Consider the following 20735-nt stretch of genomic DNA (forward strand, 5'->3'; position numbering starts at 1 on the left):
TACGGAAGCCCGCATTTTACCTCTGGCTCAGCCGTAGCGCGCCTGGCGCAGCCATTTGTTGGCGATGATCTTGGTGCCCTGGACCACCGGCGCGCCGCCGTGCAGGGTCTGGTGGTCGGGATGGTGATGCGGGTCGGTGTTGAGGAACCACAGCGCACTGCCCTTTTTCGGATAGACCTCGAGGCCCAGGCCCGGAAACACGGTGCCGCCGCCCTGCTCCACGTCGGTCAGGTACAGGATGAAGGTGGCCAGGCGCTGGCCGCCGCGCGCCAGGTGGCTGCGGTGGCCGCTGGCGTCGGGATCAAGCCAGTCGTAGTGCGGCCGGTACTCCTGCGTGCTGGCGTACCGTTGCAGCTGGAACGGCTCGCCGCGGTCGGCCGGCCAGTGCGACAGCAGCGCCAGCCGGCGCTCGATGCGATCGGCAATCGCGGCCTCGCCCCGGGCGATGAAGGCCATGTCGCTGGTGCGGCCCTCGTGCACCACGCTCGCACCGTCTTCGGCGCCGGTGACGGTGGAGCGCGTGTAGCGCGAGGAGGAATCAGCCCCGGCATCGCAGTGCGCGACGAGGGCGTCGCACTCGCCGCTGTCGAGTACATTGCCGAGCAAGATCACCTGTGGGCTTTTCAGCACGAACAGCACGTCGATGGCGCGCTGGTCCACCATGATGCGGTTGCGCGTGGTGTCGATGAAAGGCATGGCCTGGTCCGGCGCGTGCACGTTGGCGCCGGGTCCGATCGCGCGTGCGTGCACCGCTTCGTCGAGGGCCGCGCGCGCCACGTCCAGCGTGTACTGGCCCGAGCGCGCCATGCTGTTGACCATGTCGAGCGGGCTGCAGCCGCGCGCCAGGTTGTCGGCGATCCAGTCCTGCCACGACTGCGGCAGCGAAGCGAGCACGGGAGAGGTGGCGGCATCGGTCATGGACTGGTGGGAACCTTATCGGAAGCGGGTGTGATGTCCATTCTACCGGAAGCGTCGTCCGTCTCGCACCGGCGCTGCCAGCAGCGCCAGCCATACCACGCCAGCCCCGGCGCCTGCAGCGCCAGCAGCAGGGCGAAACCTGCCTGATAGGCCTGCGCCGGATAATGGCCGCCGCCGTCGGGCCGCCAGCAATCGAGCACCAGCCCGAAGCCCGCCTGCACCGCGAACGCGCCCAGAAAGATCAGCAGGTTCAGGCAGGTGGCCGCACGTCCGGTCAGCCGGCCCGGCAGGCCCTGCGCCACCATCGTGTACTCGATGCCGGTCACCGTGCCCACCAGCGTGAACAGCACCGCCAGCACGGCCAGTGCCGCCACGCCCGGCTGCCAGCCGCAGACCAGGCCCGCCTGCACCAGCAAGAACAGCGCCACGCCGGCAGCGGCCACGCGCACCGTCGGCACGCCACGGCGTGCGGCCCACTCGGTGATCATGCCCACGGCGATGGCGCCGGCGATCACTGCACCCATGGCCACGTACAGCAGCCAGCTCACGCGGTCCTCGGCATAGCCGGCCACGTCGCCGAGCCAGCGGCCGATCCACAAGCCCTGGATGCCGAAGAACACCATGTGCGGCACCAGCACCAGCTGCGCCGCCTCGCGGAACGCCGGGTGGCGCAGGATCTCGGCCATGGCCGCGCGCAGCGGCTGGTGCTGCACGGTGGCCGGCTGCGGCGGCACCAGCAGCCGGATCAGCACGCCGGTCAGCATCAGCGCCGAAGCCAGCCCCACGAACAGGCTGCGCCAGTCGGTGTAATCGAGTGCGATGCGCACCGGCAGCGTGGCCGATGCGGCGCCCAGGCCGCCGACGGCGATCAGGTAGCCCTGCATCGACGGCAACCGCGCCGGCGTGAGCCAGGTCGACAGCGCCTTGACCGCCGCCATGAAGCAGCCGCCCACGCCGAACCCGATCACCGCGCGCGCCACCAGCAGCTGGGCAAAATCATGGCCGCCCGCAAATGCCAGCGCTCCCAGTGCAGCGATGACCAGCAGCGGCAGCTGCACCCGCGCCGGCCCCCAGCGGTCGAGCGCCACCCCCACCGGCAGCTGCGCCAGCGCGAAGGCGAAAAAGAAGGCGCTGGTGAGCAAGCCCAGTTGCCCGGGTGTGAGCGCCAGCGCCGCCGTTAGCGCCGGCGCCAGCGTGGCGTTAATCATGCGCAGCAGCGTGGACAGATAATGGCCCAATGCGAACGGCAGAAAGACCATCAGCACCACCATGCGTCGCGACAGCGCCGGGGCGATACCGGCAGCGCCGTCTGCGTCGGCAGCCGGCGGGACCGCGGGCAAGCGGCCAGCTTCCGCGCACGCTGCGCAGTCGGCGCCATCGGCGTAACAAGCATGCTCGGCGCAAGCTACGCAGTCTGTGCCACCGGCGCAACGAGCACGGTCGGCGCACGCTACGCAGTCGGCACCATCGACGCAACGAGCGCGGCCAGCGCACGTCGCACGGTCGGCATCATTGGCCCAACAAGCGCGGTCAGCGCAGGCTGCACGCTCGGCGCGGTCAGCGCGATGGACAGGACCGGTGGTCAGCATCGTTCAGGCGGCGCTGGGGGTGACGGGCATGGCGGGGCCGGCCGACGCGCCGCAGCCGTTGGCGGCGCGGGCGCTGCCGGCGGGCACCAGCTGGATCACCTTGCGCTCGCCGGCCGGCGCCGGCGCGTGGTCATGGCCGCTGCGGCTGCCGCCGTCCTCCTCGAAGAAGAACCGGTCCGCGCCGAATGCCGGTTGCAGCTCGTCGAGCCAGGTGGCGTGCGGGTCGAACCTGGCGTAGAACGGCCTGCGCACCCAGTCCGGGTTGCGCGCCTGCAGAAACTGCAGCGCAAACACCTTTTCGCCGCCGATGGTGACCACGCCGTCCACCACCACCTTGCCCGGGAAGGCGCTCATCGACGGGCCGCGCACGGTGCGCGCCAGGCCGGACACCATCTGGTACGCCGCCTGGAAAATCTCGTGCGCCCGCGCCAGCGGCAGCTGGAAGTAGTCGTGCGGACCGGTGTCGCGCTCGACGAACATATAGTAGGGAATCGCCCCCAGGCGCACGCCGGTCTGCCACAGCTCGGCCCAGCTTTTCGGGTCTTCGTTGATGTGGCGGATCAGGGGGCCCTGCATGCGCAAGGTGGCGCCGGTGCCGACGATGCGTTTGACGGCCTGCCGGGCGATTTCCTGGCGTAGCTCCACCGCGTGGTTGTAATGGCCCATCAGGGCCAGGTTCTTGCCCGCCGCGACCACCCGCTCGAACAGGCACAGCAGATCGTCGGCGTCGCGGTCGGTGACGAAGCGCTGCGGCCAATACGCCACCGACTTGGTGCCGATGCGGATGTTCTGGATGTGCGCGAGTTCGGGGGCGAGCAACGGTTCGATATAGGCTTCGAGCGAACGGGTATTCATCACCAGCGGATCGCCGCCGGTGATCAAGACATCGGTCACCTGCGGCTGCGTCTTCAGGTAGGCGGCCAGCTCGGTCGATGCGCGGGCATCGAACTTGAGGTCGTCCATGCCGACGAACTGCGGCCAGCGGAAGCAGAAGGTGCAGTAGGCGTGGCAGGTCTGGCCGGCACTCGGAAAGAACAGTACCGTCTCCTGGTACTTGTGCTGCAGGCCGCGCAGCGGCACGCCGTCCATGTGCGGCACGTTGTGCGTCATCTGCCCGGCCGGATGCGGATTCATCTGCAAGCGGATCCTGCGCACCAGCGCGGCCAGCGCCTCCGGCCTGGCGTTGCCCAGCACCAGCGCGCGCAGCTGGGCGTAGTCGTCCGGCGCCAGCATGTCGCGGTGCGGGAACACCAGCCGGTAAATCGGATCGTCGGGGATGTTGTTCCAGTCGATCAGCTGGTCGAGCACATAGTCGTTGGTGCGGAACGGCAGCACCTGCGATACCACCTGCACGGCTTCCTGCAGCTCGGGCGTGAGCCACTGCCACTGGCGCGCCTCGGTAATCGTCTGTCGGGTATAGGGTTTGAACTTGGCGGGGGCGGGAACGGTCATGAGGACTCCTGTCACAGTCGAAGGGCGGAGACTGGATGCTAGGGGCCACGTCCAGGTTCGTAGTTGCCAGATATCAACGCCACGATTAAATGACCATAGGAAATAAATCAGGCCTTGAAGCAAGTTGGCTGACTGCCACACCAGGAATTTCCATGCGGCCATTACTTGCGTCATCGCAATTTCTCCCGTGCCCCGCGCCGGTACAGTTCACAGCTCCCTCCCCCTGTAAGGACCTCGTCATGAAACTGCACCCCGTCATCACCAGCGTTGCTGCTGCCGCCCTGTTGTCGTGCTACGCCGTGCCGGCACTGGCTGCCGAGCCGACCGAAAAAGACGCCATCGCCATGGCCGAACGCGGCGCCGCCTTCATCAAGGCCCACGGCAAGGACGAGATGATCCGCAAGGTGGCCGCGCGCGACCCGGGCTTCATCCAGGGCTCGCTGTACGTGGACATCCGCGACCTGAAGACCGGCATCGTGCTGGCGCACCCGGTCAACCCGTCCATCGTCGGCAAGGACCTGACCGATGTGCCCGACGCCAGCGGCAAGAAATACCGCCGCGAGATCATCGACCTGGCCGCCAAAAAAGGCAGCGGCTGGGTCGATTACCAGTACAAGAATCCCGCCACCGGCAAGCTGGAACAGAAGACCACCTACATCCTGCGCGTGGACGACGTGGTGCTCGAAGCCGGCATTTACAAGAAATAACACCATTGACACGCACGGGAGAGCACCATGCTGAACAAACTACGGATCGGTCCCAAACTGCTGCTCGCGCCCGGCCTGGTGCTGCTCCTGCTGATCGTCACGGCAGGCGCGGCGTCGGTCGGCATGGTGCGCCAGAACGCCTCGCTGGAGAACCTGGTGCAGATCAGGGCCGCGCGCCTGAAAACCACGGCCGACGTGGCCGGCGAAGCGCGCTATGCCCATGCCCAGATCTACCAGCTGCTGGCGTGGGTCAACGGCAGCTTTGCGCAAAGCCGCCTGGACCAACTGGGGCTGCAGATCAAGACCCGCCACGCCGGCATCGAGGATGCTTTGCGGCGCCTGGCCGGCGCCGCCATCCAGGGCGAGGAGCGGCGCTACGTCGAGCAGTCGCTGGTCGCCCTGGCCGAGTACCGCAAGGCGGTGCTGGAGACCATGGACATGGCGCAGATGGACCAGAGCATCGCCACCAACGCCATGTCCAAGGCCGAAAAGCAGTTCCTGGTGCTCAACGATCAGCTGGCGCAGCTGTCCGATCTGGAAAAGCGCCTGAGCGAACGGGCGCACGCCCGCGCCACGGCCGACTTCCACGCGCTGGCCGGCACCATGGGGCTGCTGGTGCTGCTCTCGATCGTGCTGTCGCTGGGTGTGACCATGGCCGTGCGGCGCGCCATGCTGCGCGATATCCGGGGCATCGGCGAGGTCGTGATGGCGCTGGCCGAGGGCCGGCTCAGCGCCGGCCGCAGCCCGCAGGGGCGCGACGAAATCGCCGACACCGCGCGCCTGCTCGACCAGAGCATGGGCAACCTGACCGGCACCATCGCCACCATCCTGGGCGCGGTGCGCTCGATCGACACGGCTGCCCACGAAATCGCCAGCGGCAACCAGGACCTGTCCACCCGCACCGAGATGCAGGCCAGTTCGCTGGAACAGACCGCCAGCGCGATGGACAGCCTGACCCAGGCCGTCCAGCAGACAGCCGCCAACGCGCGCCAGGCCTGCCAGCTGGCGGCCGACGCCAGCGACATGGCGCAGCGCGGCGGCGCCGCCGTGCAGCAGGCCGTGCAGACCATGGCGACCATCCGCGGCAGTTCGCGCCAGATCGTCGACATCATCGGCGTGATCGACAGCATCTCGTTCCAGACCAATATCCTGGCGCTGAACGCGGCGGTGGAAGCGGCGCGCGCCGGCGAACAGGGACGCGGCTTTGCGGTGGTGGCGGCCGAAGTGCGCACGCTGGCCCAGCGCTCGGCAGCGGCAGCCAAGGAGATCGACGCCCTGATCTCGGCGTCGGTGGCCACCATCGACAGCGGCAGCGCATCGGTACACCAGGCCGGCGAGCGGATGGTCGATATCGTGGCGTCGGTGCAGCAGGTCAACGACATCATCGCCCGCATCAGCGCCGCCAGCGCCGAGCAGGCCCAGGGCATCGCAGAAGTCAACCAGGCCGTGGGCCAGATGGACGACGTGACCCAGCAGAACGCGGCGCTGGTGGAGCAGGCGGCAGCGGCGGCAGAAAGCCTGCAGGAGCAGGCGGTGCAGCTGTCGCAGGCGGTGTCGGTGTTCCAGGTGGGCGAGGTGGCGGCCGATGCGGCAGCAGCCGGGACGACGCTGGCCGACGTGTCGGCTGCGGCGGCGCCGTCACTGGCGGAACGGCTTGCTCAGAAAGCGCGAGCTCGCCAGGCCAAAGCGCCACGGCAGCTCAACGGCTTTGGAAATGCCGATGCGCGGGCCGGCTAACACTTCCATGGCCAGCACCTCGGTGGCTGCGCCGGGGTCGGCGCCTGGCGCCGGCGCCAGCAGCTGAAACGGCGCAGCGTCGAGCGGCAGATTGTTGTCGGCGCGGGTTATGCCCAGCGCCTGGCACAACCGCCCCGGACCTGAACACAGCAGCCGCTCGTCTTCCAGGCCGCGCCGTTCGCGCATCTGCGCCAGTCCCGCCAGCGGCTCGATCGCGCGCAGCAGCACGCCGGCGCCGTGGCCGTTCTCGCGGCAGACGAAGTTCAGGCACCAGTGGATGCCGTGCGAGCGGTAGACATAGCTGCGGCCCGGCGGGCCGAACATGGAAAAATTGCGCGGCGTCTCGCCGATATAGCAATGCGACGCCGGCTCCTCGCGGTCGTAGGCCTCGGTCTCGACGATACGCCCGCCCACCCCGTTGACCAGCACCGTGACGCCGATCAGCTGGCGCGCCACGATGTGCGATGGCGCCTCGAAATCGATTCCGGCAATGATTTTGCTCATGGCTACATTGTAAGGGATGCCACAAAAATGCTAACAAAACATCACCAAACGTGCGCGTGCGAAACACTCTTTTTTAAAAATATAGCCTCATAGCAATAAAAAAGCCAGAAAATCGCTCAGCGAGGCAGCGCTTGCGGCGATAATACCGGGTTACGCGTGCGCCTCTTTTGCGCCTCCCACCAGCTTTTGACGATACGCACCATGAACACAGTTTCATCCCCAGCCCTGCCAGTAGAAAACGCGGTCGAAGAAGCGCTGATGCGTTCCATCCGGATTCCGCCCCGTCCCAGCCTGCTGGTGGACCTGCAGCACGAGCTGGCCAAGCCCGATCCGTCGCCGCGCAGCATCGCCCGCATCATCGGCAGCGACGTCGGCATGTCCGGCGCGCTGCTCAAGCTGGCCAATTCGCCATTCTTCGGCGCTGCCCGCAAGGCCAAGTCGGTCGAGCAGGCCATCAATTTCCTCGGCGTCGACCTGTGCGCGTCCACCCTGACCGGCTTGCTGGCGCGGCGCGCCATCGACGGCCAGGGCGCCGACCTGAGCGCGTTCTGGGAAGTGTCGATGCGCCGCGCCCAGGCGCTGGTATTCACCTCGCGCAAGCTGCGCATCGCGCCGTCCGACATCGCCCACACGTTCGGGCTGTTCTGCGATATCGGCGTGCCGCTGCTGATGGACCGTTTCGCCGACTATGCCGCCACCTACGACGACGCCTGCGACGATACCGCGCGCCGCTTCACCGACATCGAGGATGCGCGCTACAGCACCAACCACGCGGCCGTCGGCTGCCTGCTGGCACGTAACTGGGGCCTGTCGCCGGACGTCTCGTGGGCCATCCTGCTGCACCACGACTACCGCGTGCTCGACGACCCCGCCACCGACGACGCCGTGCGCTCGCTGGTGGCGCTGACGCTGCTGGCCGAGAAAGGCATCGAGCGCTTTTTCGGCCGTCCGCTGTCGCGCGAGTGGGACAAAGGCGGCACGCTGGCATGCCAGCACCTGGGTCTGACCGAAGACGAAGTGGCCGACCTGCTCGACGAATTGCACGAAGCCTTCCATAACGAACGATAACGAACGATAAAGTAGCCCGATCCGCATGCCCAAAAATAAGCGCCCCGTCCCCCGCAAATCCGCCAACTCGCCTGAAGTCAAGGACGAGCAGAACACCACCGAACTGTGCGCGCTGGCGCTGGACCTGTCGGACGGCGAGGCCAATCCCGACATCGTTGCTGCCGCCACCCGCGAAGACCTGGCGCAGAAAGCCATCGCCTTCCAGCGCCTGCTGCGCCGCCTGCTCACGCAAGGCAAGGACGAGGTGCTGTACGGCGCGGTGGAACTGGCCCGCGACGAATCGGTGGACGGCTACCGCTACCTGAAAAACGCCATCGAGGAAGGCGCGGCCAACCTGATCCTGCGCCGCGAAGGCGCGGCCGACATCGAGATCGACGCGTTCGCCATTCCCGTCTTCGTGCACAGCCAGGGCGGCCTCGATCCGGCGCACGATTTCCAGGACAGCGCCGCCTACGACGCGGTGCTGGCCAGCCTGACGGCCGCCGGCCTGGAAAGCCCGAAAGCGAAGGTGGTGCTGGTCAGCCACGCCTACGACCTCGCTGAAATCGAACGCATCACCTATGGCCAGTTGCACGCCATGCTGCGCGAAGCGGCCACCTCGCTGACCGAGAAAAAACTGACAGCTGCGCCGGCGCTCGAGCGCAGCATGGCGCAAGGCTGGGCACCGGTCACGTTCGGCCGCGCAGACAGCGCGGTCGAAGCGCGTTTCCTGGTCGGCTTTGCCCTGAAGCGCGCCGACGACCCGTTCTACCAGGTGCCGAAAAGCGAAAAGGCCGCCGATGCCTACTTCGCCAAACGCGCTGCGGCCTACCAGCAGTGGACCGCCGATTTCGCGCCGCTGGTCGCGCGCTGCCTGGGCCGCGGACGCGGCGCCGACGGCGCGCTCACGCTCAATTTCCAGTACCAGGACCTGTTCTTCGGCGCGCGCGAACAGGCGCAGGCCGAATACGCGACCCTGCAAATCCTCGCCACCATGAACGCCGCCATGGCCGGCCACGCGCCGGACCAGCTGTCGGCCATCATCGCGCCCACCGACATCGACGACGACATGCTGCTGCGCGTGCAGCTGTGCGCCGGCGACACGGTGCTGGCCACGGCCGACAAGCCGCTCGACCTGACCGCCGACCTCGAAGTGGAAGTGGACGACCTGCGCGACGCCCTGGCCAGCATCGGCCTGACCGACATCGCGGTCGCACTGCGTTTCGATGCCGACGGCAAGCCGGTGCAGGTGCGGCCGCTGGCTTGAGGTTCCCCTGAGCGGCCGCGCGGTCAGTATGCGGCCGGTGGCGCCAGCAAATCTTTCAGTTGACTCCACCGCGCCAGCTTTTCCCCATACGCCAGCGTATAGGCCGGGCTGCTCGAGGGCAGCGCCGCGATGCGGTAGCGCGTGGCGTGTTCGCCCAGCACCTTCAGGCCCAGCTTGTAGGCCGTGCCGCCGTTGAAGGCGATCGCGGTGATGGCAGGATGGCGGGCCAGCAGCGCTGGCAGGTCGTTGTCGTCGCGCTGGCGGATGGCGCTGTCCAGGCTGCCGTGGCGGTGGGCTTCGGCCACCACGTCCCACAGGCCGACGCCGTGGCGCAGCAGCGTTTGCAGGCGCTGGTCATACGGCAGCGGCACCAGGTCTTCGCCGATCACGGCCGAGATCAGCATCCAGAACCGGTTCTGTTTATGAGCGTAATACTGCGCGTGGGCCAGCGATTGTTCACCGGGCAGGCTGCCCAGCACCAGCAGCCGGGTATTGGCATCCACCACCGGGGGGAAGCACTGCTTTCGTTCCATTGCGCCATCCTGCGGTATCGAAGATGGCGGCCATTGTACCGGTCAGCGGAACAGCGAGTGGCCGAACAGGGTCTGGACGGCGCTCTGCATCGGTTCGACCGACAGCATCAGCACCAGGCTGGTGGCCACAGCGACATACAAGACCACGGAAACAACTTTAATTTGCAATGCGGTGTTCATGACCGCCTCCGGTTCAAATAGGACATGCACGGGGTATCGGTGCATAAACCATCATAGTTCGTTTTCGCTATTTTTCTTTTGTCTTTACATAATTTAATCAGGCCAGCCGACAGCACCGGGCAAAAAATAGCAGCTAGGCAAGTTACTGCCCGGACAGCTATACTGGTCCGATGTCAACACCGCTGCTCTTCATCACCGCCTGCCTGATCTGGGGCTCCACGTTCTTTGCCATCACGCTGCAGCTGGGCGATGTGGCGCCGGCCGCGTCGGTGGCCTACCGTTTCGGGCTGGCCGCCGCGGTGCTGTTTGCCTGGTGCGCGCTGCGCGGCGACCGGCTCTGGCTGCCGTGGCGCGCGCAGCGCTGGCTGTTCGCACAGGGCCTCGCCACCTTCGCGCTCAGCTACATCTGCACCTACACGTCCGAGCAGTACCTGGTGTCGGGCCTGGTGGCGGTGCTGTTCGCCCTGATGGTGTTCTGGAACCCGCTATTCAACCGCTACGCCTTCGGCACTGCGGTCAGCCGCCGCACGCTGGCCGCCGGCAGCGTCGCCATCCTCGGCGTGGTGCTGCTGTTCTCGCAGTCGATCGCCGGCGCCTGGCGCGACCTGGCGGCCGGCGGCAGCGGCCATTTCCTGCTGGGCCTGGTGCTGGCGCTGCTGGCCACCATCGCCAGCACGGTCGGCAACCTCCTGGTGATCAAGGTGCGCCAACAGTCATCCAATGTCCTGCTCGGCATGGCGTGGGCCATGGCCTGGGGCAGCCTGCTGGTGGCCGCGTGGGTGCTGGTCAGCGGCCAGCAGTTCACGCTGTCCGCCGCGCCGCGCTACTGGGCCGGCCTGCTCTACCTTTCGCTGTTCGGCTCGGTGATCGCGTTTGCCGCGTATTTCACGCTGATCCACCGCATCGGCTCGGACAAGGCCGTGTATGTCGGCGTGGTGACGCCGGTGATCTCGGTCCTGCTGTCGATCCGGCTCGAGCACTACCGTCCCGGCGCGGTCGAATGGGCAGGCATGGTATTGTGTCTGTCCAGCGTCGCCTGGGCGTTGCAACCTCCTTCTGTTACCGTTAAAACGACATGAGTCCTTCAGAACTGATCATCCGCCCGGCCGAGCCGGCCGATATTCCCGCCATCTTCGGCATGATTTTCGAACTGGCCGTCTTCGAAAAGCTCGAGCACATGGTCGTCGCCGACGAAGCGATGCTGCACGAGGCGCTGTTCTGCGACAAGCCCGCCTGCGAGGCCATCGTCGGCGAGGCCGATGGCGAAGTGGTCACCTTCGCGCTGTTCTTCCATAATTTTTCCACCTTCCTGTGCAAGAAAGGCCTGTACCTGGAAGACCTGTACGTCAAGCAGTCGATGCGCGGCCGCGGTTACGGCAAGCAGATGCTGGTCGCGCTGGCGCAGATCGCCACCGAGCGCGATTGCGGCCGCTTCGAATGGTCGGTGCTGGACTGGAACGCCAGCGCCATCTCGTTCTACGAAGGCATGGGCGCCACCATCATGCCCGACTGGCGCATCTGCCGTGTCACCGGCGACGCCCTCACCCAGCTCTCGGCCCAGCGCTAAAAAAATTCCCGCGACACGGGAAGTGATCGCGGGACCGAACCTGTGTCAGAGGAGAGGGAGATGTTTCGACGCCCTCACTATAGCTGCGTCGTTCGTGCCCGTGACGCCGGCTTACAAACACTTACGCCCGAGAGCATTCGCTTACATCGCTTTACATGAACGGCACCTGGACCGGCAGGGTGACGGCGCCGCTGTTACGTGCGCGTGGCAGGCGCCCTGCCGGCCACCCGTTCGAGCAGCTCGAACGCGGCCTGGGTGAGCAGTGCCAGCACCGCTGCCGGGATCGCGCCGGCCAGCAGCATCTGGTTGTCGTTCAGTGCCAGGCCGATGGTGATCCGTTCGCCGAAGCCGCCGGCGCCGATGAAGGCGGCAATGGTGGCCGTCCCCACGCTCATCACGGCGGCCGTCTTGACGCCGGCCAGGATCACCGGCAGGGCCAGCGGCAGCTCGATCAGCCACAGGCGCTGGGCAGGGCGCAGGCCCAGCGCCTGTGCGGCCATGCGCAGGCCCGGCGCCACCTGCAGCAGACCGGTGCAGGTGTTGCGCACGATCGGCAGCAGCGCATACACGACCAGCGCGATCAGGGCCGGCACCGTGCCGATCATGCCCAGCAGCGGAATCAGCAAGGCCAGCAGCGCCAGCGACGGCACCGTTTGCAGCATGCCCGTGGCGCCCAGCACCACCTGCCGCAGGCGCGGATAGCGCGCCGCCAGCACACCGAGCGGCACCCCGATCAGGCAGGCCAGCCCCACTGCCACCAGCACCAGCGTCAGGTGCTGGCGCGTCAGGCGGCCCAGGTTGTCGTCGAAGATCTTGTCGGCCAGGGTGCGCCACGACGACGCTGGGCCGGTGGCGGCCGGGGCTGCTGCACCGGTAGTCGAAGCACCGTTCGTCGCTGCACCGGTGGTCGAAGCACCGGTGGTCGCTGCGCCGGTAGTCGGAGCACCGTTAGCCGCTGCTCTGCTGGCTGGCGTCGCGGTGCCTGCGGTGCCGGGGGTTGCTGCGCCGGAAGTCCCTGCGTTCGCGGCGCCAGCGCCCGGTGCGGCCGGAGTCGGCGTTTCCGCAGTTGCTGCCCCTTCGGCCTTGGCCGGCCCCAGGCCACCGGCGGCGAGCCACGTGCGCGCCACCTGGCTGAACGGCTTGCCGTCGATTTCAGCGGCGGCGTTCATGGCGATCATGGCGTCGGCGCCGATGCGCCCTTCCAGCTTGCCGATCGCCTGCCACGCCGCCGGGAAGCGCTGCGCCGCGTCGAGCCGGTACAGCAGCACGGCGTCGTAGCGGGGGAAGTAGCCGCGGTCGTCGTGCAGCACGCGCAAGCCGTACTGGCGGATCTTGGCGTCGGTGGAATAGATGTCGATGACATCGGTCTGGCGCTGGCGCAGCGCCTCGTAGGCCAGGCCATGGTCCAGTCCCTGCGGGCGCTGCGGCAGGCCGTAGCGCGCGGCCAGTCCCGGCCAGCCGTCGGCGCGGCCGATGAATTCGTGAGAGAGGCCCAAGCGCAGCGCCGGCTGGCTGGCCAGTTCGGTGATGGCGGTGCTGGCCGCATCGGCGCGCATGGCCAGCGCATAGGTGTTGTTGAAGCCGAGCGGCACGGCCACGCCCAGGCCCAGGGGGGCGAGCTCCCTGCGGATCTGTTCGAGCGACGTGGGCTTGGGATGGCGCAGGATCTCGAGATCGATGGTGCCCAGGTATTCGGCATACACGTCGATGCGTCCCGCCCGCAGCGCGGCCAGCACGATGGCGGTGTTGCCCAGACCTTGCAGGTGCACGACCCGCGCATGCGGCGCAGCGACCTGCGTAATCACTTCACCGAGGATGTAGGACTCGGTGAAGCGCTTGGAGCCGACGTACAGCGTGTCGCCTGCCGCCCGGGCGGCGCCGCCGGCCAACAACAGCGAGAACAGCATCAGCCAGGCTGGCAGGCGTGCCCGGGCAAACGGCCAGCCGGTCATCGACGCACGACCGGCGTCGGCGCACGCCATACCCCGCCATTGACCACGCCCTGGCAGGGATTGAAGCCGATCGCGTAGGCCAGTTCGCCCGGCTGGGCGATGCGCCACAGCGCGAAGTCGGCGCGCTTGCCCACCGCCAGCGTGCCCACCTGCTGCTGCAGACCGAGCGCGCGCGCCGCGTGCACGGTGCAGCCGGCCAGCGCTTCCTGCGGCGTCAGGCGCCACAGCGTGCACGCCATATTCATCGCCAGCAGCAGCGAGGTCAGCGGCGAGGTGCCGGGGTTGCAGTCGGTGGAGACGGCCATCGGCACTTCGAGCGCGCGCAATGCGCTGACCGGCGGCGCATTGGTATCGCGTAAAAAATAGTAGGCGCCCGGCAGCAGCACGGCCACGGTGCCGGCAGCGGCCATGGCGGCGATGCCTTCCGAGCTCAGATGCTCGAGGTGGTCGGCCGACAGGCCATCGTAGCGCGCCACCAGTTCGGCGCCGCGCTGGTCGGACAGCTGCTCGGCGTGCAGCTTGACCGGCAGGCCATGGGCTTGCGCGGCCTGGAACACGCGCTCGGTCTGCGCAGGCGAAAAGCCGATGCGCTCGCAGAACGCATCGACCGCATCGACCAAGCCCTCCGCGGCCAGCGGCGCGATCATCGCGCACACGGCGTCGATGTAGTCGTCGGCGCGGTCGGCGTATTCGGGCGGCAGCGCGTGGGCGCCGAGGAAGGTGGTTGCCACCTGCACCGGCAATTCGCGCCCGAGGCGGCGCGCCACGCGCAGCATCTTCGCTTCCGTCGCCAGGTCGAGCCCATAGCCGGACTTGATTTCGAGCGTGGTCACCCCCTCGGCCAGCAGGCTGCGCACGCGCGGCAGGCTGTGCGCCAGCAATTGGTCCTCGCTGGCGGCGCGGGTGGCGCGCACGGTGGCCATGATGCCGCCGCCGGCGCGGGCGATGTCCTCGTAGCGCGCGCCATTGAGGCGCGCCTCGAATTCGCCGCTGCGGTTGCCGGCATAGACGATATGGGTGTGACAGTCGATCAGGCCGGGGGTGAGCCAGCAGCCGTCGCCATCATGCACGCTGGCGGCAGCGCTGTCGGCCGGCAGCGCTGCCCGTGGTCCGAGCCAGGCGATGCGGCCGTCGCGCACCGCGATCGCTGCATCGGCAATCTCGCCGTAACCGTCGTCCGCAGCCATGGTGGCCAGGTGCACATTGGTAAACAACACGTCCCACGCCATGGGCGGCCCTTCAGTTGTTGTTCAGTTGTTGATCAGGTCGACCACGAACACCGTGGCCTGCGCCGCTTCCAGGGTCCAGGCCTGTTCGCCATCGAGGACCAGCAGATCGTAGCGCACCAGCGCCAGCCGCTCGCGCGCGCTGCACACCGACAGCGCTTCGCCGTCGGCCAGAAACACCAGCGTGGTGCCGCTGCGCCGGGGCAGCGCCACCGTGCCGCGCACGATGAACGGTTCGATCCGGTGCCGCCAGCGGCCGCGCCGGGTCATCACGTTGAAGTCGAGCGTGGGCTGGCCGGCCGGCCCGCTCAGCGTCGCATGGACCACATCTTCGCCGGCAAATTCCACCAGCGGTTCGCTGGGGCTGAGCACGATGCGCTCGTCGCCGAAGTCCAGCAGCACGCCGTCGCCGGCCACCAGCGCCAGCGAACGGTCGACGCCGGGAAAGCGGGAAAATGGCCCATCGGCGGCGATGCTGGCCAGGCTCACGCGCCAGTCGAAATCGTCCATGCTGGCGCCCGGCGGCGACACCGCCAGCTCGGTGGTGGTGCCGCCGCCGTTTTTCCACGGCGTGGGCCGCAGGCTTGCGTACTGAATCAGCCGGTTCATCGGAATTCCCTCAGTTCTGCCATCGTCTGCCTGAAGCGCGCGGCGATCGCCTGCTGCGCCACATGTTGTGCATTGCGTACCACCCAGCGGCCACCGACCATCACGTCGCGCACCAGGTTGTCGTTACCACTGAAGACCAGGCTCCCCAGCACCTCGGACAGCGCCAGGCCGCACAGAACCGGATGCGCATCGTCGAGCACCAGCACGTCGGCCCGCCGGCCCGGCGCCAGCGCGCCCACCGGCCGTCCTGCCGCCTGCGCCCCGCCCTGCAAGGCGCCCTGCCATAAAAAGTCGCCGACCTGGCGCTGCCCCGTCGACACCGCGATATTGCGGCGCTGGTGGTGCAGGCGCTGGCCGTACTCGAGCCAGCGCAATTCCTCCACCGGACTGTGCGACACGTGACTGTCGCTGCCGATGCCGAAGCGCCCGCCCGCCGCCAGGAACGCCTGCAGCGGGAACACCCCGTCGCCGAGGTTGGCCTCGGTGGTCGGACACAGGCCCGCCACCGCGCCGCTGGCGGCGATGCTGCGCACCTCGCCCGGCGTCAGGTGCGTGGCGTGAACCAGGCACCAGCGACCATCGACCGGCACCTGGTCGTACAGCAGTTCCACCGGCCGCCGCCCCGTCTGCGCGAGCGACTGGCGCACCTCGGCCTGCTGCTCGGCGATGTGCAGATGCACGGGCCGCCCGGGCGGCAGCGCCGCCACCACCGCCCCGATCTGCGCCAGCGACGCTGCGCGCAGCGAGTGCGGCGCCACGCCCACCTCGGTCTGGCCGTCGCGCAAACCGGCCAACGCCTCGATCACGCGCAGCACGTCGTCGGCGTCGGTGCGGAAGCGCTGCTGCGCCGGCGTCAGCGGACTTTCGTTAAAACCTGAATAACTATACAACACCGGCAGCATGGTGACGCCGATTCCCGCCAACCGTGCGGCAGCAATCACGCGCTCGGCCGTTTCGGCCGGCCGGTCGTACCAGTTGCCGTCGGGTTGGCGTTGCACATAGTGGAACTCGCACACCGAGGTGTAGCCGTGGCGCAGGCAGTCGGCAAACAGCTGGGCGGCAATCGCCTCGATCTGGTCCGGCGTGATGTTGCGCGCGAACCGGTACATCAGGTCGCGCCAGGTCCAGAAACTGTCGTCGCTGTCGGCGCCCGCGCACTCGGTGCGCCCCGCGAGCGCGCGCTGGAAGCTGTGCGAATGCAGGTTGATCATGCCGGGCAGCGCGTAGGTGACGCACGCGATGTTCTCGCCTGGCGGCGCCGGCGCGTCGGGCGTGACGGCGGTCAGGGTGCCGCCGGCATCCCAGGTCAGCAGCACGTCGTCGCGCCAGCCCCCGGGCAGCAGCGCGTGGCGGGCCAGCAGCCGGTTCACGCGCGCACCCAGTCGGCGGCTGCCTGCGTCATCTGGTGCAGCAGGCCCTGCACCTGGGCCGCCAGGTCGGTGCGGTAGCCGTACGGCGCCTGCTCGTCCATGTAGGTGGACTGGCACATCTCGAGCTGGATCGCGTGCACGCCGGTTTCGGGGCGGCCGTAATGACGCGTGATGTGGCCGCCCTTGAAGCGGCCATTGACGGCCACGCTGTAGCGGTCCTGCACCAGCGCGCACGACACCACCGCGTGCGCCAGGTCCGGTGCGCAGCTGGCGCCGTCGGCGGTGCCGAAGTTCAGGTCGGGCAGCTTGCCCGTGAAGAAGCGCGGCACGTGCGACGCAATCGAATGCGCGTCCCACAGCACCACCCGGCCGTGGATGGCCAGCAGGCGGTCGAGCTCCGCCCGCAGCCGGGCGTGGTACGGCTGCCAGTAGCACTGCAGGCGCCGCTCCACTTCGGCCTGGTCCGGCGCCTGGCCGTCCAGGTAGAGCGGCTCGCGGTGGAAGGTATCGACCGGGCACAGGCCGGTGGTGTCCTGGCCCGGGTACAGGTTGGTGTCTTCGGGCGGCCGGTTGAGGTCGATCGCGTAGCGCGACCAGCGCGCCGACAGGGTCGAGGCGCCCATCTGCTGCAAGAAGCCGTACAGGCGCGCCAGATGCCAGTCGGTATCCTGGCGCGCGGTGGCGGCGGCGGTCATGGTGGCGGCGATCTCGTCAGGGATGTCGGTGCCCACGTGGGGCATGGACACCAGCAAGGGGATGGTGCCGGCCTGGAACTGGTAATCCATGGTGTCTCCGGTAAGCGCTGCGGTCAAGGGTGCAGCGGGGCGAACAGGTCGCGGCAGGCGGCGCTCAGTTCTCCGCGCAGCACCATGTCCTTGGCAGCCGCGATATCGGGCGCAAAGAAGCGGTCGGCGTCGAAGAACGGCACCGAGCGCCGCAGCTGCGCATGCACATGTTCGAGGTGCGGCGCGGTGGTAAGCGGACGGTGGAAGTCGATGCCCTGCGCCGCCGCCATCAGCTCGATGCCGATGATGACCGCCGTGTTCTGCGCCATGTCGTCGAGCCGGCGCGCCGCGTAGGTCGCCATGCTGACGTGGTCCTCCTGGTTGGCCGAAGTGGGAATCGTATCGACGCTGCCCGGGTGCGCCAGCGACTTGTTTTCCGACGCCAGCGCGGCAGCGGTGACGTGGGCGATCATGAAACCGGAATTGACGCCCGGCTCGGGCACCAGGAACGGCGGCAGGCCGGACAGGGTGGCGTCGATCAGCAGTGCGATGCGGCGCTCGGCGATGCTGCCGATTTCGGCGATCGCCAGCGCCAGCGTGTCGGCGGCAAACGCCACCGGCTCGGCGTGGAAATTGCCACCCGAAACCACCACCGACAGATCGCCATCCTTGAACAGCAGCGGATTGTCGGTGACGGCATTGGCCTCGATCAGCAGCGTGCGGGCAGCGTTGCCGATGATGTCCCAGCAGGCTCCCATCACCTGCGGCTGGCAGCGCAGGCAGTACGGATCCTGCACCCGCTCGTCGCCGACCAGGTGCGAGGCGCGGATCGCGCTGCCGGCCACCAGCTGGCGGTAGATGGCAGCGGCGGCGATCTGGCCCGGCTGGCCGCGCACTTCGTGCACGCGGGCGTCGAACGGGGCGTCGCTGCCCTTGGCGGCGTCGAGCGACAGCGCGCCGGCAACAAAACCCGCTTCCAGCAGCCGCTCGGCCATGAACAGGCCGTGCAGCGCCAGCGCGGTCGATACCTGGGTGCCGTTGATCAGCGCCAGGCCCTCTTTCGCCGCCAGCACCACCGGCGCAATGCCGGCCGCCTGCAGCGCCGCACCGGCGTCGGTCAGGATACCGTGCACGCGCACCTGCCCTACCCCCAGCATGGCCAGCGTCATGTGCGACAGCGGCGCCAGGTCGCCCGAGGCGCCCACCGAGCCCTTGGCCGGGATGGCCGGCATGATGCCGGCGTTGTACAGCGCGATCAGGGTGTCGATGATCAGCGGACGCACGCCCGAGTAGCCGCGTGCCAGGCTGCCGATCTTCATCAGCATGATCAGGCGGCACACGGCGTCCGACAGCAGTTCGCCGGTGCCCACCGAGTGCGACAGGATCAGGTTGCGCTGCAGCTGTTCGAGCTGGTCGTCCGGGATGCGGGTCTTGGCCAGCAGGCCGAAGCCGGTGTTGATGCCGTAGGCGGCGTCGCCCTGGGCGACGATGGCGCGCACGGCGGCGGCCGAGGCGTCGATCACGGGATAGGCGTCGCGGTCCAGCGCCAGCGGCGCGGCGTGGTTCCAGACCTGGCGCAGGTCGGACAGCGTCAGGGCGCCGGGTTTCAGGGTGAGGGAGAAGGTCATGATTTAATCTTTGGCGTTGAGCATGGGGAGGTTGAGGCCATTGCGGCGGGCGCAGGCGATGGCGCTATCGTAGCCGGCATCGGCGTGGCGCATCACGCCCGAGCCGCTGTCGTTGACCAGCACCCGCGCCAGCCGTTTGGCGGCGGCGTCGGTGCCGTCGGCAACGATCACCACGCCCGAATGCTGCGAGTAGCCCATGCCGACGCCGCCGCCATGGTGCAGCGAGACCCAGGTGGCGCCGCCGGCCGTGTTGAGCAGGGCGTTGAGCAGCGGCCAGTCGGATACGGCATCGGTGCCGTCCTTCATCGCTTCGGTCTCGCGGTTCGGGCTGGCCACCGAGCCGGTATCGAGGTGGTCACGGCCGATCACGATCGGGGCTTTCAGTTCGCCGCTGCGCACCATCTCGTTGAAGGCCAGGCCGGCCAGGTGGCGCTCGCCCAGGCCCAGCCAGCAGATGCGCGCCGGCAGGCCCTGGAAGGCGATCCGTTCGCGCGCCATGTCGAGCCAGCGGTGCACCCGCGCATGGTGCGGGAACAGCTGCTTGATCTTGGCGTCGGTTTTATAGATGTCTTCCGGGTCGCCGGACAGCGCCACCCAGCGAAACGGTCCGCGTCCCTCGCAGAACTGCGGGCGGATGTAGGCCGGCACGAAGCCGGGAAAATCGAACGCCCGCGCCACGCCATGGTCGAGCGCCACCTGACGGATGTTGTTGCCGTAATCGACCACCTGCGCGCCCAGCGCCTGGAAGTCCAGCATGGCCTGCACGTGCGCGGCGCACGAGGCGGCAGCAGCAGCCTGCAATGATGCGTGACGCGCGGGGTCGGCCTGCGCGGCCTGCCATTGCGCCACGCTCCAGCCCTGCGGCAGGTAGCCGTTGATCAGGTCATGGGCCGAGGTCTGGTCGGTCACCAGGTCCGGCACCAGGCCGCCGGCGCGCGCGCGGCGCACCAGTTCCGGCAGCACGTCGGCAGCGTTGCCGAGCAGGCCGATCGAGATCGCCTCGCCCTTCGCCTTGTGTTCGGCGATCATGGCCAGCGCCGCGTCGATGTCGGCGGCCTGCTGGTCGAGATAACGGGTGCGCAGGCGGAAGTCGATGCGCGACTGCTGGCACTCGATGGTCAGCGACACGGCGCCGGCCATGGTGGCGGCCAGCGGCTGGGCGCCGCCCATGCCGCCCAGGCCGGCGGTGAGCACCCAGCGCCCGGCCAGGTCGCCGCCGAAATGCTGGCGTCCGGCCTCGGCAAAGGTTTCGTAGGTGCCCTGCACGATGCCCTGGGTGCCGATGTAGATCCAGGAGCCGGCCGTCATCTGGCCGTACATGAACAGGCCCTGGCGGTCCAGTTCATTGAAGTGATCCCAGTCGGCCCACTTGGGCACCAGGTTGGAATTGGCGATCAGCACCCGCGGTGCATCGGCGTGGGTCTGGAACACGCCGACCGGCTTGCCGGACTGGATCAGCAGGGTCTGGTCGTCGTCGAGCACCCGCAGCGACGCCAGGATCTGGTCGAAACAGGCCCAGTCGCGCGCGGCGCGGCCGATGCCGCCATACACGACCAGGTGCTGCGGGTTTTCCGCCACTTCCCGGTCCAGGTTGTTCTGCAGCATGCGGTAGGCGGCTTCCGCCCCCCAGTTCCTGCAGCTGCGTTCGGGGCCGCGCGGGGCGCGGATATCACGGGTGGCGTCGAAACGGGGATCTGGCTGCATGGTCGCTCCTGCTCCTGGCG

19 protein-coding genes are annotated in these 20735 nt (G+C 68.3%); 6 read left to right on the forward strand and 13 right to left on the reverse strand.

Translation table 11 applies throughout. The features are described 5' to 3' along the window. Positions 1 to 27 precede the first annotated feature (27 nt). From ASF61_RS01805 to ASF61_RS01815, 3 genes are all read right to left on the reverse strand, one after another. Positions 28 to 918 carry a 2OG-Fe(II) oxygenase gene (locus tag ASF61_RS01805; protein ID WP_056150544.1) on the reverse strand — a complete coding sequence of 297 codons (891 nt, stop codon included), beginning with the start codon at positions 916 to 918 and terminating at the stop codon, positions 28 to 30. Then, positions 915 to 2189, reverse strand: a complete 1275-nt coding sequence (locus tag ASF61_RS01810; RefSeq protein WP_056151204.1) for an MFS transporter — start codon at positions 2187 to 2189, stop codon at positions 915 to 917. Before ASF61_RS01810 ends, ASF61_RS01805 begins: the two co-directional genes overlap by 4 nt. Before the next feature lie 321 nt (positions 2190 to 2510). Beyond that, a complete protein-coding gene (locus tag ASF61_RS01815; protein WP_056150545.1) occupies positions 2511 to 3959 on the reverse strand; it encodes a KamA family radical SAM protein in 1449 nt (482 codons plus the stop codon). 239 nt (positions 3960 to 4198) lie between these two features. Between ASF61_RS01815 and ASF61_RS01820 the strand changes: the two genes are divergently transcribed. Together ASF61_RS01820 and ASF61_RS01825 are read left to right on the forward strand one after the other, a co-directional pair. Then, positions 4199 to 4666 carry a cache domain-containing protein gene (locus ASF61_RS01820; protein WP_056150547.1) on the forward strand — a complete coding sequence of 156 codons (468 nt, stop codon included), beginning with the start codon at positions 4199 to 4201 and terminating at the stop codon, positions 4664 to 4666. 27 nt (positions 4667 to 4693) lie between these two features. Continuing rightward, positions 4694 to 6403: a methyl-accepting chemotaxis protein gene (locus tag ASF61_RS01825; RefSeq protein WP_056150549.1), complete on the forward strand. Its 1710-nt coding sequence runs from the start codon at positions 4694 to 4696 to the stop codon at positions 6401 to 6403. Here the strand turns inward: ASF61_RS01825 and ASF61_RS01830 are convergent. Then, the gene (locus ASF61_RS01830; protein ID WP_056150552.1) at positions 6305 to 6907 is read right to left on the reverse strand and encodes a DNA-3-methyladenine glycosylase; all 603 of its coding nucleotides are present in this window, start codon (positions 6905 to 6907) and stop codon (positions 6305 to 6307) included. The genes ASF61_RS01825 and ASF61_RS01830 overlap by 99 nt on opposite strands. Before the next feature lie 201 nt (positions 6908 to 7108). Between ASF61_RS01830 and ASF61_RS01835 the strand changes: the two genes are divergently transcribed. After that, positions 7109 to 7975 carry an HDOD domain-containing protein gene (locus tag ASF61_RS01835; RefSeq protein WP_056150554.1) on the forward strand — a complete coding sequence of 289 codons (867 nt, stop codon included), beginning with the start codon at positions 7109 to 7111 and terminating at the stop codon, positions 7973 to 7975. Positions 7976 to 8000: 25 nt separating this feature from the next. After that, positions 8001 to 9221, forward strand: coding sequence for a DUF2863 family protein (locus tag ASF61_RS01840; RefSeq protein WP_056150556.1), 1221 nt, complete (start codon positions 8001 to 8003; stop codon positions 9219 to 9221). 23 nt (positions 9222 to 9244) lie between these two features. Here the strand turns inward: ASF61_RS01840 and ASF61_RS01845 are convergent, their stop codons facing one another. After that, positions 9245 to 9754 (reverse strand): DNA-deoxyinosine glycosylase, encoded by a 510-nt coding sequence (locus tag ASF61_RS01845; RefSeq protein WP_056150557.1) that lies wholly within the window; start codon positions 9752 to 9754, stop codon positions 9245 to 9247. A 42-nt stretch (positions 9755 to 9796) separates the two neighbouring features. Next, the gene (locus tag ASF61_RS23675) at positions 9797 to 9934 is read right to left on the reverse strand and encodes a hypothetical protein (protein WP_200919781.1); all 138 of its coding nucleotides are present in this window, start codon (positions 9932 to 9934) and stop codon (positions 9797 to 9799) included. A gap of 170 nt (positions 9935 to 10104) precedes the next feature. Here ASF61_RS23675 and ASF61_RS01850 point away from each other — a divergent pair, with 170 nt between their 5' ends. Further along, a complete protein-coding gene (locus ASF61_RS01850; RefSeq protein WP_056150559.1) occupies positions 10105 to 11013 on the forward strand; it encodes a DMT family transporter in 909 nt (302 codons plus the stop codon). Further along, the gene (locus ASF61_RS01855; RefSeq protein ID WP_056150560.1) at positions 11010 to 11501 is read left to right on the forward strand and encodes a GNAT family N-acetyltransferase; all 492 of its coding nucleotides are present in this window, start codon (positions 11010 to 11012) and stop codon (positions 11499 to 11501) included. The genes ASF61_RS01850 and ASF61_RS01855 overlap by 4 nt, the downstream gene beginning before the upstream one ends. 194 nt (positions 11502 to 11695) lie before the next feature. Here the strand turns inward: ASF61_RS01855 and ASF61_RS01860 are convergent, their stop codons facing one another. The 7 genes from ASF61_RS01860 to hutU are packed head-to-tail and all read right to left on the reverse strand — an operon-like array spanning position 11696 to position 20715. After that, positions 11696 to 13453 carry a glycine betaine ABC transporter substrate-binding protein gene (locus ASF61_RS01860; protein WP_373994521.1) on the reverse strand — a complete coding sequence of 586 codons (1758 nt, stop codon included), beginning with the start codon at positions 13451 to 13453 and terminating at the stop codon, positions 11696 to 11698. Next, positions 13450 to 14682: an imidazolonepropionase gene (gene hutI, locus ASF61_RS01865; protein WP_056150562.1), complete on the reverse strand. Its 1233-nt coding sequence runs from the start codon at positions 14680 to 14682 to the stop codon at positions 13450 to 13452. The genes ASF61_RS01860 and hutI overlap by 4 nt, the downstream gene beginning before the upstream one ends. Positions 14683 to 14703: 21 nt before the next feature. Further along, positions 14704 to 15288 (reverse strand): HutD family protein, encoded by a 585-nt coding sequence (locus ASF61_RS01870; RefSeq protein WP_056150564.1) that lies wholly within the window; start codon positions 15286 to 15288, stop codon positions 14704 to 14706. Then, entirely contained in the window at positions 15285 to 16658 is a 1374-nt protein-coding gene (locus ASF61_RS01875; protein ID WP_056150566.1) for a formimidoylglutamate deiminase, read from the reverse strand. Before ASF61_RS01875 ends, ASF61_RS01870 begins: the two co-directional genes overlap by 4 nt. Next, positions 16655 to 17443, reverse strand: a complete 789-nt coding sequence (gene hutG, locus ASF61_RS01880) for an N-formylglutamate deformylase (RefSeq protein WP_056150569.1) — start codon at positions 17441 to 17443, stop codon at positions 16655 to 16657. The genes ASF61_RS01875 and hutG overlap by 4 nt, the downstream gene beginning before the upstream one ends. A 23-nt stretch (positions 17444 to 17466) precedes the next feature. Continuing rightward, entirely contained in the window at positions 17467 to 19011 is a 1545-nt protein-coding gene (gene hutH, locus ASF61_RS01885; RefSeq protein WP_056150571.1) for a histidine ammonia-lyase, read from the reverse strand. Between the two features lie 3 nt (positions 19012 to 19014). Further along, positions 19015 to 20715 (reverse strand): urocanate hydratase, encoded by a 1701-nt coding sequence (hutU, locus tag ASF61_RS01890; RefSeq protein WP_056150573.1) that lies wholly within the window; start codon positions 20713 to 20715, stop codon positions 19015 to 19017. Between the last annotated feature and the right edge of the window lie 20 nt (positions 20716 to 20735).

Origin of the sequence: Duganella sp. Leaf126, from assembly GCF_001423125.1 — a bacterium.
In the GTDB taxonomy this organism is placed as follows: Bacteria; Pseudomonadota; Gammaproteobacteria; order Burkholderiales; family Burkholderiaceae_D; genus Rugamonas.

Bases quoted from the DNA above. Each gene is read 5' to 3' on its own strand.
- ASF61_RS01805 (WP_056150544.1), bottom strand. From the start codon at position 918: ATGACCGATGCCGCCACCTCTCCCGTGCTCGCTTCGCTGCCGCAGTCG.
- ASF61_RS01810 (WP_056151204.1), bottom strand. From the start codon at position 2,189: ATGGTGGTGCTGATGGTCTTTCTGCCGTTCGCATTGGGCCATTATCTG.
- ASF61_RS01815 (WP_056150545.1), bottom strand. From the start codon at position 3,959: ATGACCGTTCCCGCCCCCGCCAAGTTCAAACCCTATACCCGACAGACG.
- ASF61_RS01820 (WP_056150547.1), top strand. From the start codon at position 4,199: ATGAAACTGCACCCCGTCATCACCAGCGTTGCTGCTGCCGCCCTGTTG.
- ASF61_RS01825 (WP_056150549.1), top strand. From the start codon at position 4,694: ATGCTGAACAAACTACGGATCGGTCCCAAACTGCTGCTCGCGCCCGGC.
- ASF61_RS01830 (WP_056150552.1), bottom strand. From the start codon at position 6,907: ATGAGCAAAATCATTGCCGGAATCGATTTCGAGGCGCCATCGCACATC.
- ASF61_RS01835 (WP_056150554.1), top strand. From the start codon at position 7,109: ATGAACACAGTTTCATCCCCAGCCCTGCCAGTAGAAAACGCGGTCGAA.
- ASF61_RS01840 (WP_056150556.1), top strand. From the start codon at position 8,001: ATGCCCAAAAATAAGCGCCCCGTCCCCCGCAAATCCGCCAACTCGCCT.
- ASF61_RS01845 (WP_056150557.1), bottom strand. From the start codon at position 9,754: ATGGAACGAAAGCAGTGCTTCCCCCCGGTGGTGGATGCCAATACCCGG.
- ASF61_RS23675 (WP_200919781.1), bottom strand. From the start codon at position 9,934: ATGAACACCGCATTGCAAATTAAAGTTGTTTCCGTGGTCTTGTATGTC.
- ASF61_RS01850 (WP_056150559.1), top strand. From the start codon at position 10,105: ATGTCAACACCGCTGCTCTTCATCACCGCCTGCCTGATCTGGGGCTCC.
- ASF61_RS01855 (WP_056150560.1), top strand. From the start codon at position 11,010: ATGAGTCCTTCAGAACTGATCATCCGCCCGGCCGAGCCGGCCGATATT.
- ASF61_RS01860 (WP_373994521.1), bottom strand. From the start codon at position 13,453: ATGACCGGCTGGCCGTTTGCCCGGGCACGCCTGCCAGCCTGGCTGATG.
- hutI (WP_056150562.1), bottom strand. From the start codon at position 14,682: ATGGCGTGGGACGTGTTGTTTACCAATGTGCACCTGGCCACCATGGCT.
- ASF61_RS01870 (WP_056150564.1), bottom strand. From the start codon at position 15,288: ATGAACCGGCTGATTCAGTACGCAAGCCTGCGGCCCACGCCGTGGAAA.
- hutG (WP_056150569.1), bottom strand. From the start codon at position 17,443: ATGGATTACCAGTTCCAGGCCGGCACCATCCCCTTGCTGGTGTCCATG.
- hutH (WP_056150571.1), bottom strand. From the start codon at position 19,011: ATGACCTTCTCCCTCACCCTGAAACCCGGCGCCCTGACGCTGTCCGAC.
- hutU (WP_056150573.1), bottom strand. From the start codon at position 20,715: ATGCAGCCAGATCCCCGTTTCGACGCCACCCGTGATATCCGCGCCCCG.